Genomic DNA, 14802 nt, shown 5'->3' with positions numbered 1-14802 from the left:
ATACGGTAAGCGCGCGGTCGCTGGGAACAAAGCTCACAAATCATGGTTCATCAATGCGGCGACCGCCGTTTTGTTTATCCATGGGAGGCTTATATGCCAAACGAGTTTGACGATCCGGCGATGGGATCAGATGTTGTGCCAACAACATTACCCTCATCCCAACCTGAAATTCCCGCGTCCGAAAGCCCGGCGTCGTTCGCCGATCTGAAGGAAAAGGTCAGCGAAGATATGTCGGCGGCCAAGGACACCATCAAGACGGGCGCGGATAGCGCTGTTGAGAAAATGAAGGGCGTGGTCTCGGAACAGGCAACTTACGCCGCGCGACAGGTCGGCGGCGTCGCGACCGCGCTTCAGAAGGTGGGCACTGAACTGGAGGGATCTGACCAGACGGAGGTCGGTCGCTATGCGAAACAGATCGGGCTGAGCGTTCAAAGCTTTGCCAAGCAAATGGAAGGCAAAGATGTCGGTGAGATCGCCAACATGGCGGAGGAGTTCGGTCGCAAGCAGCCGCTGGCCTTCTTGGGCATCGCCGCGCTCGCGGGACTGACCGCTAGTCGTTTCCTCACCGCGTCGGCAAAAAGAACACCGTCCAAGATTGCCAATTCTCCCGCGACAACCTTCGATTCCAGCAGAGATGGGGGGCAGGATAATGGCTAAGTCTCCAGATAATGCTCCCCTGTCTGAGCTACTCGGCGGGCTTGTCAGTGACGTGACAAGTCTCTTCCGCAAGGAAATCGATCTCGCTAAAACCGAGGCTTCCGAAAAACTTTCCAAGGCATTGAGCAGCGTGGAGATCCTTATCATAGGGCTCGTCTTGGCCATCGGTGCGGTTGGCGTGCTGCTGGGCGCCCTTGTCGGCGGTCTCGCGGCATTTCTCGTGACGCAGGGTTTCACCGATACAGGCGCCAGCGCATTGGCTTCCCTGATCGTCGGAGTTGTCATCGCCGTGATCTCTTGGGCATTCGTGTCTCGCGGCTTGGCGGCTCTTCGTGGAACTAATATGACCCTCAATCGAACCGCGACGTCGCTCCGCCGTGATGTCGATGCCGTGAAGGAGAAAATCTGATGGAAAGTTCAAACGAGAAAACGTCAGCTGACATCCAGAGAGAGATTGATCAGGATCGTGAGCGTATCGGAAGTCGCATCGACGCTATCCAGGAGCGGATGTCGCCGGGACAGTTGATTGATGAGGTCCTGACCTATGCGAAAGGCAGCGGTGGTGGCGAATATGTCAGTAACCTCGGGCAGGCGCTCAAGAACAATCCGCTTCCTGTTGCGTTGATGGGCGTGAGCCTCGCCTGGCTGATGGCAAAGGGCTCAACGCCCTCCACGGCAACTACCGCTTCGCACAACGCAACAGAATACCCACTCTATCGGGCTGACGGCCCGGTTCGCCGTCTGGCCCCACCACAAAGCGAGAACGGGTCAAGTTATAGTCACTTCTCCGACAGCTCGGGACGGAAACTCAAAGCGCTAACCGACGAGACGGGTCGCCGTGCCGGTCATTTCGTGGACGAAGCGGGCGCGACGTATCGAGGGTTTGCCGACGCCAGTGGCAGGCAAATCGACCAAATCGCTGACGAGACTGGTGCTATGTTGGATGCCGCATCTGGCTGGGTCGCGGAAAAATGGGAACAGGCAAAGGGCGCGGCGAGCAACCTTGGGGCTGCGGCTTCGGGTGCGGCCAGTTCACTGTCGGACCAAACCTCGTCGACAGCCAGCTCGCTGCGTGGACAAACCAACAAGCTGAACGATGCCATCCTGACGCATTTTCGTGATCAGCCCCTGGTCGGGGGTGCCCTAGCCTTCGCGGTAGGAGCTGCAATAGGTGCGGCACTGCCGCACACCGACCTTGAGGATGAGTTGGTGGGGGATGCCTCCGACACCGCCATGGAGAAAGTCACGGCAGCCTCTCAGGATGTGGTGGACCGTGGAAAAGAGGTTGCGTCAGAAGTGTACGAAAGGGTCGTGGAAGTAGCGTCTGACACCCATGACACTATCAAGGACCGTGTTGTTGACGAGGTCGATGCTTTTAAACAGGGGGTTTCCGAACAAAAACCTGTGCAGCCCTAACGTACTTTGAATAATGCAAAGCAGGTACGGCTCGACAATCTCAAGGGCGTGTCGAGCCGTTTCCATGCCGGGATCCAAGCGCAGGAACCAGAACGTTTCCGCAGTATCGTTTGGCCAGGACAAAGCGGACTCCCCTCACTGTCGATAAAGGGCGGCATTGGCGAAACAAGCAGGTGCTGCAAGTATGGCGGATGGTGGGATGATATGACGGAACATTGGATCCGCCAGCGGGTTGTTTGCGCACGGTTGCCCGGTTGGCGCGGCAATGATTAAGGGAAATCATCTCATGGCTAAATTACTGGAAGATTTGTTCCTCGACACCCTCAAGGACGTTTATTTCGCTGAACAGAAAATTGTCGCGACTCTTCCGGAAATGGAGCAGGCGGCGACAAACTCTCAGCTGAAGTCCGCCTTCCGCAAGCATCTTGACGAGACTAAAATCCACGTGACGCGTCTGGAGGCCATTTTTAACGTGATCGGCGAGGAGCCAGAGGCGAAGACATGCGACGCCATTCTAGGCATTACCGACGAAGGTGCCGAAATCATGGAAGAGTACGAAGGCTCGCCAGCCCTTGATGCTGGGCTCTTGGCAGCTGCTCAGGCAGTCGAACATTATGAGATGTCACGCTACGGTACACTACGCACTTGGGCGCTTGAGCTCGGCTATGAGGAAGCGGCGGAGATTCTTCAGTCGACGCTCGACGAGGAACAAGCCACCGATTTGGCACTGACTGCCATCGCCACGTCTGTGGTGAACCAAAAAGCCGAAGGCTGAATTTTAGTCGGGGTCCGGCGAAAGTTGAGCCCCGGTTTCGCTGTCAAACCGTTGCTCGGGTGCGCATGCCGCAGCAGCAACAGCTTGGTCGATGGACGCAATCCGGGGAAGGCCCCCGCCGAACGCGGAGTTCATCGTATCGCGATCCATCTCTACCGCGATACGAATGGCTTCCTTCCAGGGGGGGACAGCCGCCTGCCGCTCATCCTCGTACGGACTTGCCAACGGTACAACGGTAAGATTGAGGCCAGCTTGACGCTGTGCTTGGTCAACGTTTTCTAGAATTCGAGGATCCGCTTCTTGTGAGTGCGCGGACGCACCCACCAGGGAATGAAGTCGTCGCGTGGCGACGATTCGATGAGCTCATAACCTAACCCAGCTCCGCCCCTTTGCGGCACAGCTGATCGAGCGGCAGATGACAGTGCATATGGGTATCAAGGGCTGTTTTATCGGCAGGTATGAATACACACGAACGCTGGAAATAAGGTGCTATAAAGTTTCCAAGGTCATCCTACAGTCTTGGCTGCGCCCCGCTATTGAAACGCCGGCCCTTCGATGGGGATTTGGAGTTGGGATGGATTGCCGCAAAATTCACCGAGTCGGTCATGGCGCATACAAAGCAAATGATTGCCGCCATCGGCATCCGCTCAGGACTTCGGGTGAGTTCATTGCCTCGACTCAGGCATTCCGACGGTCTACGAAACTTACGAAGCCCACGTCCAAGCACCTCATCTGGATATCATTTACAGCGCAACCCCGCATGGATTTCAAAATGGGCACGCGCTCCTCGCAATCGACGCCGGGGACCGTCGCGAGCTGACCAAGACGCCCTGATGCAGCCAACTTTTGAAGTAGCTTAGACAAACGGTCCATTACGGCATTCGGGTTACCAATAAGACAGAGGCTGCCGACGTCAGTTTCAAATCATCCACATCGCTAGTCATCCGTACCACCATGAATAGTGCTTTTAGGCCGTTTACATTATTAGTCTATGCTAATAATATGTAGCCATATTCCAATCCTTTTCAAGTTGCATTCCCTACGGCATCAAGCGGTATTTTGTTTTTACTTGCATACTTTGTAGTCCTTTTCCTGAACGGGTGGCTCTCGATGTTAACATCAATCATGACTATCGTGATCGTCGCGTTCGTATGCGGTCTCGGGCTAGGATTCTGCTGGAACACCAAGGGCGGCAAGAAGATGATGGGTGCAGAAAAAGAACTTAAGTCACTCCGCAGCGCCTTGGCGGCGAAGCAAACAGAGGTCGATCAAGCAATACTTATGCACGACAAAAGCATCGCCGTCGCGTACAGCGTCGTTCTCGATTATGAAACCATTTTCTACGAGATGACGAGACGGAATCAGGCGAAGCGATCCGCCGTAATTCTGCCGTTCAGGCGCCGTTTAAAATAGCTGCGCGCGTTAAAATTTCAATGCGAGGCTTTTCGAGGCTAAATCGCGCCGGGAGCCTTAGCTGTGGTATCCCTAGCAATGATCTCCGCTGCGGCGGGTTCAGTAACTCCAGCGGAGATAATCTCAACAGCCCGCCAATTTTCGATCATCTGATGGAAAACGGCGCTGGTCTGTTCGATTGATCTATCTCTGTCGTGTTCTACCCGAACCCGCCTCACCCAAAACCGAATTTCGGCGCCGTTGGTCGTTTCTCGTGCACAATGCCCTCCGAATACTGGGGAACGGTAATTTATACTCCTTCAGGTAGGCGTTTACAATCCCGCACACAACCGGTATTGAAGCCGTTGATTTCCAAGCAAAGTTGCACGCAACATAGTCGGTCGCATGGAGCATTCTGGTCTCGCCGCCAGCTTTTTCCATCCAGCCCCGTACCAAGAGACACCCTGTGTATCCTTCACTTTTCTGACATCATAGGCGTCAAGTGAACTATCTTTTCGCTTTTCCAGACCAAACTATAGACAGAAGGATCCACGTTGCTGCGAAAGGTCCTAGATGAACGGCTTCGAGATAATATAGACAAAATGCCGGGGCGGGGGCGGCCCATTTTGAAGAGCAAGAACTCAGACCGGTGCCGACTCTTCAGCGGCCAACTGACCGTCGTCCATAACTTAATTTTAAGCAAACTCGATGTCGATCGCGTAAGCGAACGAAGCATTGGATTAAATCTCATGTACGGGATGTATGACCAGGGGTCGGTTCATTTTCAGTGGCAAGGATTTGCATAGCCGCACTTTTGGACCGCGCGGCCATTTTGAACAGCTTTGTCATAGCTTGCCCAAAAAAATATCGGCAAAATAATATGCCATTTTCATTATCGTGAAAGTGGGATTAGCACTCCCTGCAGTCGGGAACACAGAAGCACTGACGATCGAAACATTGGGCACTGCGTGGCAGCTGAGGTCAGGGCCCACCACCGACGTTTTTGGATCGGTACCCATCCTTGTGGTGCCGGAAGGATGCGCGCAGGCTTCAGCTTGAGAGACCAACGGCATATCGTTATCCAAAGTGGCTAGGTTCCAAATAAGCGGACAGACCTGATCAAGTCCCGTCCGCAGCCAATAGTCGCCTAATCGCGATATTATGGCCCTGAACGTCCTCTCCTCAGAGTCCCTCGGGCGCCAGTCGAGCTGTGACTTCGGAAGTCCCAATCGATCTAAAACAGGCGCAAGGGAAATTCGATTCTGCCAGTGGGGCAGCTGTTCCCCGCATAGCATAATCTTGAAATTGATCTGGGGTGGGACATACAGCTGCTTTTTCACAACCCGCCAATAAGCTGCTTTCCCCAAAATGCCCGCATTCTGTGAGAGAACCGACAGCGCTCGCCAGTCGAACTCTCTGCGCTGCAAACCTTGCATCAAAGCCTTAAGTGTAGCGAGAGGACTGCTCCCCAAATCCATCGCGACGTATACAAATGCACTCCCGACGGCATGTTCAGCCTGCGCTCCATGTGGCAGCTCAAGATGAAGGTCGCGCCGGGTCGATCGCAAATATCGATAGGCGAAGTACCGATTTGTTTCGACAGCTTTGTGTCGCTCGATTTTCGCGACTTCAAGCTTGAGGTGGTCTTGAAAGTAGTGGCCAAGTACGCTGGCCTTTCCAAAGATCCGATTGTCCGCGCCTCGGTCCATCAGCAGCAGTAGCCTTGTTGTCTCAATTGTTCCGGCTGCCAAAACAAACTGCTTTGCAAAAACATGCAGCGTCTTGCCGCCAAGGTTGCGGGCTGTCACGCCCATCAAAAGGCCTGTCTCTCGACTGAGAGTAAACTCGCATACGGTTGCGTCAGTCCAGATTTGGAGGTTAACGTTTTGCCGCAGCTCTCCTGCCAGTAGTGTCGATAGGTTACATTTGCGAAATGAAGGGCATTTTGCCCATCGGACGTTTAGAGCGTCGTTCGTGGATAGGCCCTCTCGAAAACGAAAGTTTGGCTCGCCCTCGAACGGACCGCTCGCAACGCCAAAAACCCGTTCGATTTCCTCAGAATATTTGTCAAGAACGCCCAAATCAATCGGCCAAGCCGGCATTCCTAAGTAAGATCGCTCAGCGGCGTCTTCATTGGAGATCGGTATCATCCGTCCTCCCCAACGGCTTGAAGTTCCTCCTAACCCTCGGGAACGGCCTGATAATTCGCGCCCATATCGGGCGGTAGGCTCTTCTACAGCATTTAAGGCCTGTATTGCTTGATCTGAGAACCTTTTGCCGCTCTCCACGACAATTACCTTACGACCTGCGTTCGCAATGCGCATCGCCAATAAAAGGCCCGCAATGCCGCCTCCGACCACGCACAGATCTCCGGAGATTGAGGGCGAAGGGAGAGACGTTTCGGTGAGGTCGTGTATTGTCATGAAAAACAGCATGCGCCGCGATTTATCGCTGTAAAGCTATAAATTGGGGTAACGTCTATCAAACAATCAGAGTATGAAAAAACAGAAAGCATATTGCATCAAGTGAAATTGTGCATTTTCGCATACAGCAGTTCGCTGCAACCGAAGCGTGGGGCTCTTGCCTATTCCCCTAACGAATATTTAGGCAGGGCCTGCACTTCAGAAGAGTTAGTTCTTCCTTCTGTCGGCTTATATGCGAGCTATTTTGCGTCCATCTCGTGACGGGAACCGCAGCCTTCGTAGTTCTCGCTCCGAGAGCTATCCGACCCTTAGCTTGTGTTTGGTGCTGGCCAAGACAGACATGATCTCTCAGAGGTGGGTTCCGACGCAAACGACATTAAGGGCGGTTCGACGTCACCGAGGAGCGACGATCACACGGAGGAATACCCAACGACCAGCTATCAGCAAGACACTGGCCAGAGTTGCGGCCAAGGTGGCCAGCAAGACGACGGCCAGCGATAGGACCGGCGAACGAGGGGGCCATTCAGTCTCCTTCCCCTCGAACTCGGCGCACACATACACGTTGCAGCGCGTTATCAGCGTTCGCACGCGCAATCTATCGGTCATACGCATTTCAAAGCGTGTCGCGAAGCGAAGGCGAACCAACGGCTAGTGCCACCGAACGGTAACGACTTTGGGAGGGACCAAAAGCAGCAAGGAAGTGAGCGAGGTCACGAAACTGAATGGCGCTGCTGCGAGCACGTGGCGCAGGCCACTGAGATAGGTCCCGTCCCGTCCAACTAATGCGACGGGCCTGGTCTGCCGGCTTGATCTTGGATGGCCGCCGCGAGCGCGCCACGGCGCTGCGCGGGAAGCTTCAAAATGAAGGTATCCATGTCGCGCCCGAAGTTCGACCAGGCCTTATCACCCGCCTCGCCGCGATCAATAACCCCGGCCACCTCAAGGTCTGCGCGGTTCATACTTACGCGAGCGCGTGAAATCTGCAGCAAGTCTGTTCCGGTGATCATTTTCGCTACTCCATACAGAAGAATCCCGTAACGCAGTCGCGACTATTCGTTCATTTCACCATGTGGCTCTGCTAACAGGTAACGAGCAGATCAGTGGGTTGCCCGGGATCGCTGAGCTGTTGCCAATCCTCAGCCAGCACAAGACCGGGCCCCCCTAAGGCGGGGTCATTTTTGAACTGGTTGGAGGCGCTGCATGCCGCACTATATTTTCAGCTTTACGATCAGGCCCTGCTGAGACCAGTCGTGTTCCAGTTCCCCGCCTAGATGTCCAGCCAGCGTGCGGTGAAGCAGTTTGCTTCCGTAGCCGCCCGGACCGTTAGGCTTCTTTACCTCTGGCCCACCCCGTTCCGTCCACTGGATTTCCACGTTGTCGCCGACGACATTGCCTGACACGTCGAGCATTCCTTCGGGTAACGACAACGCACCTTATTTCAAGGCGTTTGTCGCAAGCTCGTGGATGACGAGCGCCAATCCGGTGGCGGCCGTCTCGCCAACACCCAACCGTGGAACCGCGACCCTAACCCGCCCCGCGAAAGCTCCATCGTCGTCATACGGCGCCAACAGCACGGTGATGATATCGCCGAGCAGTGCCGCATTGCCCTGCCCGTTTGGCAGCGGTCGCACCAGATCATGAGCGCGCCCAAGCGCAGATAAAACCATTGATAGAGGAAATAGCGTTTCAGATCAACTTTTAGTTTTGATCGAATTATCATTGGGATAAACGTCGCTGGAGAAACTCGTGACGCCGCCATGGAACTTCAGCCACCGCTGGTGGTTGTCTTCTTGCTGCACTGTCTGGAGAAATCGCGATGACCACGCCTCAAACAAATGCGGCACAATTAGCAGCCGACTACCTAAAACTCGGCGGCACGCGTCGCGGTAAGCTCGACGATAACATTGTCGACACGAGGCAATGGGACGACGAGCCTGAAGAAGCCGCAATTTTCTGGAATGAGCGGATTCAATCGCTGCCAGACGAACGGCGGCGCGAGGTGGAAACCAACTTGCCGACAATGAATTCTGACTAGGGCAATCTGCGGGAACGACGCAGCAGTCCTGTCGTCAGATGCCAACCGATCTAATGTCCACGGCGTATTCGTTTGTACCAATGCAGCACTTCCTGATCCTCGCTGAAGTTATTTAGCTTTCCGCGATAACCTGGGGCCGAGATGAGAAGCCTTTCCGATACTGTTGAACGCCTCAAGCGCTATAGTCTACGGCCTGATTCCATTTATGATGAAAGCAGATTGTGTGAACTGGAAGATTTTGGGAAGAACCCTGGCGAACTGACGGGGTGGCACCACGTTCCTCACGGCCTGGTATTGCCAGCTCTCGTCGTCGTGCTGCACGAGTGTACGCAGACCGCTGCGAGTTATGACGAGGGATCAGGATGGTCGAAGTTGGCGGACGACTTCGGGTTCGCCGTTCTCTTCCCCGAGCAGGCCAGGCAGAACAATCGGAACCTTTGCTTCAACTGGTTCTATGGGAGCGACGTTGATCGTGAACATGGCGAGGTCAAATCTATCCGTGAGATTATTGCGACGATGATCGCCGACCAAGGCATTGACCCAAGGCGCGTCTTTGTCACGGGGCTATCAGCAGGCGGCGCGATGGCCAACGCAATGCTCGCCGTCTATCCGGAAGTGTTTGCTGGCGGCGCAATCATTGCGGCACTGCCTTATGGTGCAGCCGTAACGATCCCACAGGCATTCGACCGGATGCGTGGATATGGGCTATCGTCGCCGGAATCATCGCAGAAAAGACTCCGTGCTGCCTCTTCCCACGCCGGACCTTGGCCCTCCATTTCCGTGTGGCAGGGTACTGCAGATACGACTGTAGACCAGGTGAATGCGGAGGCGATCGTTGAACAGTGGAGCGCGGTGTATGATGTACGTTCCCCTCCGGCAAAGCACACGAATGTTGAGGGCCATGATCATTTTGTCTGGTCAGATGTTTGTGGGCACGAGATGATCGAACTTCATCGCATCAAGGACATGGGGCATGGCACGCCGCTCGACACTGCTGGCGGTTACGGCAGAGCTGGACCATTCCTGCTTGATATCGGAATTTCTTCTACTAAACATATCGCTCGTGGTTGGGGGCTCATTCCGTCGTTCGCAGCCGTCTGAAGCGTTCCCGCACGGCGATGCGTGCACGCGGAGCAACCCTCCGCCCTGGCTCGCACCTCTTTCGCCCAAGTATCCAAGCACAAACATTGGCCTCGAGCGTCGAGCGTTTGTCGTCCGCTAGTCAAACACGACGGTCCTTACATCCCGAGCCTAGACTATTCGCGTTCAACGCTTAAGTGTCAGCCTTTAACGCGAGCCGACCAATGTAACGTTATTCAATTTTTTGGAAACAAAAGATGAACTATCGTGTCTATCGGCAGTTGGAGAGACAGTGTAGGGTGGGACGCGAAAACGCCCGTGCTTCTGTCATCGTGCGAAGCTAGCGCTGCTGTCCCCTGCCCTTGCTTGATTTTCGATTGAAGGCCTGCTGGATGGAGGAGACGGCAATGTCAGTATCAGCAATTTTTTTCCTGCTAACGGGTGCCATACCACTCCTCGCGGCGATTGTAGTCCTTTGGCTTGGACCGCGCCGACCCCGATCCTCCCATGATCAGTGAGGACAATGGCGCAGTACGCGCTATCCGATCTTTATCTTGTGATCGGTGCTGCTGACCAACACCAACGCGATGTCACAGAGGTTGGTTGCGGCAAGAACCAAATTGGGTACGGCTAGTAGTTGATGACTGCGGGCCTGCACAAGGGTGGGGCATGTTTCGGCTTCTGGCGAAAGCCGTATCAATCCGGTTGTCACTCGGCACGCTCGGAAGGACCACCAGCGCAGTTTCATCAAATCTTTTTTTGCGGCGAAGAAACTGCGCGGAAAGCGCCCGGTTAGGCCGTTACGTCGCCGAGGAGCGACGCTCACAAGGAGGAATACCCAATGACCAATCAACAGCAAGGCAGTGGCCAGGGTGGCCAGCAGGGCGGTGGCCAGCGGTAGTATCGTCAAAGGAGGGAGGCCCTTTGGGTCTCCCTCCCCTTCAACTGGACGTACACGCATTCAGGTTGCAACGCCTTCTCAGCGTTCGCAAGGCGCCGTCGAAAGGTCGAAGGCATCCAAAGCGTATCGCGCAATAATTAAATGCTGAACAGCTTTCGGCAGTTGATGAAATAAAATGAGGCTAGGCTGATACGGTGTCGCTCTGATGGGGAGGCCCGAAGTTCGCAGTGATTTTGCCAGATCGCCCTCCCAATACCTCCGTTCGCATCGCATCTGTTTTCATCCATGCCGCGGTAAGGCGATCGTGTTCACTCAAACCTGCAACGATTTTGGCGCCTTCCCTGCCATGGGTAACTCTCCCCGCGTTATACGTTTTTTCTTTCCCAGGATCATCATGGACGATGTTAAAATACGAGGTTAGACATCTCTGGGATTATTTTGAATCACATCCTCAATCCTAACCTTCGCGAGGAAGTTACCGTTACCGTCTGTAATGTCGATACCGAGAAGCTTGGTTGCATGACCGGTTTTCAGATCCTCTGCCACCATTTCAAACAGGCTTGCCCTAGCATCGTCAAGTGCGGCGTCAAGGCTGACAAATTCGATGCCATCCCAGTCACTTTCGATTCCGTCCAAGGTTTTAATTTGAAAATAATAGCGCAACTTGACGAAACATCCTCTCGGCAAAAGAACCTAGCCTTGCGGGGTTGATCAACGGGATGCTGAATGGCGGCTACAGCGCGTTCCCAACTCTAATGCCTGTTTATGGTTCCGTACTGCAGCGTGTTGACCAACAATGTCAGCCCCAATGCGGACCTGGAGGAAGCCGGCGCGTGAGGGCGGATAAACATCGTCAGTACCCGGAAATGGCAAGACGAACCGGCGGAGGCTGACGCATTCTGGAACGCGAATATTGCCCCGTTGGATGACAAGAGGCGCAGAGAGGTTGAGCTTCATCTACCCTCAACAAGCGATGATTGAGGTGTCTACACTTTCGATTGCGCCTGCCGGCCTCTCGGCCCAGGCGGGATGACCGCACCTCATTCCACCGCTAGCACCTCCGCCATCTTTTTTGCGTTCTTGATGGCATAGCCATCGCGATCGTTGTTGAAATAAATCCAGACCGTCGTTGCGCCGCTATTTCTTATCCGCTCGGCCCATACAGCCAGCTCGGCATCACTGTAATCATGACGATACCATTGTTTAATCCCGTGGAAGCGAACATAGATGTCATCGGCCGTCCGCACCAGTTCTTCAGGCAACCGGGGGCCACTGCACGAGCAGAAGATGATACCAGCAGCTCTGAACGCACTATAGACGTCCTCATTCCACCAGCTCTTGTGGCGGAATTCAACGACATTCCTGCGTCTTGGATCAAGCTGCGACACAATCGAGTGCAGGAGTTCATTGCTGTACCGCACGCTTGGAGGGAGTTGAAACAGGAAACAGCCCATCTGGGGGCCAAGAAGGTCTGCAATATAGCCGAAGTCAGCTACCAGTGTTTCGGTTTCCTCAAAGCGTCTGATGTGCGTGATCAGTTCGCAGACTTTGATGGTGTAGACGAAGGTTGGATCTGCCTGACGAATCCATGTTTTCACGGCTGCGACGGTGGGCCAAGAATAAAACGGTGCGTTCAGCTCGACCGTTTTAAAGTGCCCCTGGTAGATTGAGAACCATTGGCTGCTCGGAGTGTTCGTCGGATAAAAGTTTCCCTTCCAATGCCAGTAGTACCAACCGGAGCACCCAACATGGACTCGCCCTGCCAATTGGCTGTGCTCTACGACAACGGCTGCGACATTGAGATCGTTGACCCGGACGTCGTGCATCTTGCTCGCACGACCAAGATTTGCGTCACGTTGTTTTTGACGGCGCTCGGCTCGTTTCAGGCGTCGCGCTGCGATCACATCGGCTGTGCGCTCCATCTGCTACACGCGCAAGGTATGGGTGTCGCCAGGGTCGGTTGACGCCTTCTGACTTGCTTTCAGATCGAGGTCACGACGAGAAAAAATGGGGTGTCGTGGCAACGCATATTTGCGCTCCATCACCGTCAAACCTGAACCGGCTTGATGGTCGCAATCGAAATATCCCCTTCCAAGACGCCGCGTGTCAGATCCGACCTTGCGTGATCGATTTCGATGACCGTGTAAAGCTTCTCCGAACGGAAGGCACTTGCGTTGCTGGTGGTAACGTCTTCGGCGGGAGCGGCATCGATTTCCATAAAATCCAGCTCGCGTTCGGAGGCAACAATGCGCGCATCCCCAGAGGTGCGCGCGGCGACAACGACAACCCCCTGGTATGGCGAGTTATCCCACCGGGGGTCATTTGCTTCCGCTATCGGCTCCAACCGGTAAACGTTGAGACGCTCGCGTGTATCGTCTGTGGTGGCGGCGTCGTCTTTCTGCGCCTTGCTTTCAACAGATTGACCAAACGTTGTTGGGCTGGTCGCATTGGTCGGCCCCAGGTTGTTCTGATCGTTATTCGAGTTCGACATTGTTCGGCTCCGTGTGAGACTGGATCGGCGAAGGATGCGGCTACAGCGCCGCATCCAATTATTCACTGTGAGAAGTCGTCTATGCAGTAAGGACGACCTTGATGCAGTTGTCCTTTTTGTCCCGGAACGTCTCGTAAAGAGCAGGTCCGTCTTCCAGCTTGGCGCGGTGGGTAATGACGAAGCTCGGATCGATCTCGCCTTCCTCGATGCGCCGCAGCAGGTCGAGCGAGTAACGGTTCACATGCGTCTGTCCTGTGCGGATCGTCAGTCCCTTGTTCATGGCAGCGCCGAAGGGGATCTTATCCAGAAATCCTCCATAGACTCCGGGAACGGAAACAATTCCGCCCGGCCTACAAGCCATGATGGCTGCACGCAGGGCATGTGGCCGGTCTGTCCCCAAGAGTGTCGCTGCTTTGACCTTGTCGATGACGGCGTCGAAGGACGCCGTCGCGTGGGATTCTGCACCGACGGCGTCAATGCATTTGTCCGCCCCATGGCCGCCGGTCATTTCCTTGATGCGGTCAAGGATCGTGGCGTCTTCATCGTCAAAGTTGATAATTTCCGCACCGGCCTGCTGGGCAAGTGCCAGGCGTTCCGGGACGTTGTCGATGGCAATGACGCGTGCCGCACCCTGCAAGAAGGCGCTCTTGATGCAGAATTGTCCGACGGGCCCGCACCCCCAGACGGCAACGATGTCGGTCGGCTCGATCTCGCAGTTGGCCGCTGCCATCCAGCCGGTCGGAAAGATGTCGCCGAGGAACAGCGCCTGCTCGTCGCTCATCCCGTTCGGGATGATGATCGGTGAGACGTCGGCATAAGGGACGCGCACAAACTCCGCCTGACCACCGGCGTACGCGCCCGTCAGATGAGAATAGCCAAACAAGCCGGCCGTTTGGTATCCGAACGCCTTGATGGCGTTGTCGGCATTGCGATTGGTTCGTTCACAAACCGACCAGTTCCCCTTCAGGCACTGCTGGCACTCGCCGCAGCAAATCGTGAAGGGCACGACCACACGGTCGCCGACCTTCAGCTTTTTGTTATCCCGGCCGACTTCGACCACCTCACCCATGAACTCATGGCCAAGAATGTCGCCCTTTTCCATAAAGGGGATATAGCCATCCATTAAATGCAAGTCCGACCCGCATATGGCGCAGGCCGTCATCTTGATGATCACGTCGCGACCGTCTTCGATCGTCGGTTCCGGTACGCTGTCGCACCGGATATCGCCCTTGCCGTGCCAGCAAAGTGCCTTCATGCCAATTCTCCTTATGTGTGATCTGGGGCGGCTGTTCCGACCGCACGAATTTCAGTTGTCGCCGCAAGGACCAGCGCAAGTACGCCAATCGCATAGACCGGCCACCGCGCATCCGACGGAAAAGAGACAATCCAAGGCGCTGCCAACATCGCGACGCCGAAGAGGGCGTCCAACACGAGGTGAAAGCGAATGCGCAAGAACCGGATTGCGCCAAGCTCGTAGTCGGTGCCAAGGCTGTAGAGGATCACAATTGCCCCCAATAGGAAGAGCGTCACCCGCGGGGTGTCCTGAAGGCCAAGCATGAAGGGGAGGATCATGACTACAAAGCCGACGACATAATCAGCCATTCCATGAAACAGGGTTGGAATGAAACGCAT

16 protein-coding genes and 1 pseudogene are annotated in these 14802 nt (G+C 55.0%); 7 read left to right on the top strand and 10 right to left on the bottom strand.

Annotated features, from left to right (window positions below; translation table 11 throughout):
• The first annotated feature begins 93 nt into the window (after positions 1-93).
• The 4 genes from PYR65_RS27355 to PYR65_RS27340 all read left to right on the top strand — a co-directional run bounded on the left by PYR65_RS27355 (position 94) and on the right by PYR65_RS27340 (position 2848).
• Complete coding sequence (locus PYR65_RS27355) at positions 94-657, top strand: nutrient deprivation-induced protein (protein ID WP_276121920.1); 564 nt, start codon at positions 94-96, stop codon at positions 655-657.
• The gene (locus PYR65_RS27350) at positions 650-1066 is read left to right on the top strand and encodes a phage holin family protein (RefSeq protein WP_276121919.1); all 417 of its coding nucleotides are present in this window, start codon (positions 650-652) and stop codon (positions 1064-1066) included. The genes PYR65_RS27355 and PYR65_RS27350 overlap by 8 nt, the downstream gene beginning before the upstream one ends.
• Positions 1066-2073 (top strand): DUF3618 domain-containing protein, encoded by a 1008-nt coding sequence (locus tag PYR65_RS27345; RefSeq protein WP_276121918.1) that lies wholly within the window; start codon positions 1066-1068, stop codon positions 2071-2073. Before PYR65_RS27350 ends, PYR65_RS27345 begins: the two co-directional genes overlap by 1 nt.
• Before the next feature lie 286 nt (positions 2074-2359).
• Positions 2360-2848 carry a YciE/YciF ferroxidase family protein gene (locus PYR65_RS27340; protein ID WP_276121870.1) on the top strand — a complete coding sequence of 163 codons (489 nt, stop codon included), beginning with the start codon at positions 2360-2362 and terminating at the stop codon, positions 2846-2848.
• 58 nt (positions 2849-2906) lie between these two features.
• Here the strand turns inward: PYR65_RS27340 and PYR65_RS27335 are convergent.
• A pseudogene (locus tag PYR65_RS27335) lies at positions 2907-3275 on the bottom strand (TIM barrel protein); the annotation flags it as partial.
• Positions 3276-3973: 698 nt separating this feature from the next.
• On the opposite strand from PYR65_RS27335, the gene PYR65_RS27330 reads away from it, so the two are divergent.
• Positions 3974-4261, top strand: coding sequence for a hypothetical protein (locus tag PYR65_RS27330; protein ID WP_276121917.1), 288 nt, complete (start codon positions 3974-3976; stop codon positions 4259-4261).
• Positions 4262-5085: 824 nt separating this feature from the next.
• Here PYR65_RS27330 and PYR65_RS27325 read toward each other — a convergent pair.
• The 3 genes from PYR65_RS27325 to PYR65_RS30500 all read right to left on the bottom strand — a co-directional run bounded on the left by PYR65_RS27325 (position 5086) and on the right by PYR65_RS30500 (position 8294).
• Complete coding sequence (locus tag PYR65_RS27325) at positions 5086-6390, bottom strand: GMC oxidoreductase (protein ID WP_276121916.1); 1305 nt, start codon at positions 6388-6390, stop codon at positions 5086-5088.
• Positions 6391-7442: 1052 nt separating this feature from the next.
• Positions 7443-7670, bottom strand: coding sequence for a hypothetical protein (locus PYR65_RS27320; RefSeq protein WP_276121915.1), 228 nt, complete (start codon positions 7668-7670; stop codon positions 7443-7445).
• Between the two features lie 426 nt (positions 7671-8096).
• The gene (locus tag PYR65_RS30500) at positions 8097-8294 is read right to left on the bottom strand and encodes a hypothetical protein (RefSeq protein ID WP_328518519.1); all 198 of its coding nucleotides are present in this window, start codon (positions 8292-8294) and stop codon (positions 8097-8099) included.
• A 185-nt stretch (positions 8295-8479) separates the two neighbouring features.
• Here PYR65_RS30500 and PYR65_RS27310 point away from each other — a divergent pair, with 185 nt between their 5' ends.
• Complete coding sequence (locus PYR65_RS27310; protein WP_276121914.1) at positions 8480-8698, top strand: hypothetical protein; 219 nt, start codon at positions 8480-8482, stop codon at positions 8696-8698.
• 141 nt (positions 8699-8839) lie between these two features.
• Complete coding sequence (locus PYR65_RS27305) at positions 8840-9799, top strand: extracellular catalytic domain type 1 short-chain-length polyhydroxyalkanoate depolymerase (protein ID WP_276121913.1); 960 nt, start codon at positions 8840-8842, stop codon at positions 9797-9799.
• Positions 9800-10316: 517 nt separating this feature from the next.
• Here PYR65_RS27305 and PYR65_RS27300 read toward each other — a convergent pair.
• The 6 genes from PYR65_RS27300 to PYR65_RS27275 form a co-directional block, all read right to left on the bottom strand.
• Positions 10317-10688, bottom strand: coding sequence for a hypothetical protein (locus tag PYR65_RS27300; protein WP_276121912.1), 372 nt, complete (start codon positions 10686-10688; stop codon positions 10317-10319).
• Between the two features lie 408 nt (positions 10689-11096).
• The gene (locus PYR65_RS27295) at positions 11097-11342 is read right to left on the bottom strand and encodes a DUF6894 family protein (RefSeq protein ID WP_276121911.1); all 246 of its coding nucleotides are present in this window, start codon (positions 11340-11342) and stop codon (positions 11097-11099) included.
• 377 nt (positions 11343-11719) lie between these two features.
• Positions 11720-12601 carry a DUF72 domain-containing protein gene (locus PYR65_RS27290; RefSeq protein WP_276121910.1) on the bottom strand — a complete coding sequence of 294 codons (882 nt, stop codon included), beginning with the start codon at positions 12599-12601 and terminating at the stop codon, positions 11720-11722.
• Between the two features lie 125 nt (positions 12602-12726).
• Positions 12727-13170, bottom strand: coding sequence for a hypothetical protein (locus tag PYR65_RS27285; protein WP_276121909.1), 444 nt, complete (start codon positions 13168-13170; stop codon positions 12727-12729).
• Positions 13171-13249: 79 nt separating this feature from the next.
• Positions 13250-14425, bottom strand: a complete 1176-nt coding sequence (locus tag PYR65_RS27280) for a zinc-dependent alcohol dehydrogenase (protein ID WP_276121908.1) — start codon at positions 14423-14425, stop codon at positions 13250-13252.
• Positions 14426-14436: 11 nt separating this feature from the next.
• Positions 14437-14802, bottom strand: a complete 366-nt coding sequence (locus tag PYR65_RS27275) for an SPW repeat domain-containing protein (protein ID WP_276121907.1) — start codon at positions 14800-14802, stop codon at positions 14437-14439.

Origin of the sequence: Pararhizobium qamdonense (genome assembly GCF_029277445.1) — a bacterium.
GTDB classification, from domain to species: Bacteria; Pseudomonadota; Alphaproteobacteria; order Rhizobiales; family Rhizobiaceae; genus Pararhizobium; species Pararhizobium qamdonense.
Note: the sequence above shows the minus strand (reverse complement) of the source record. Positions and strands in the feature narration are given on the sequence as shown.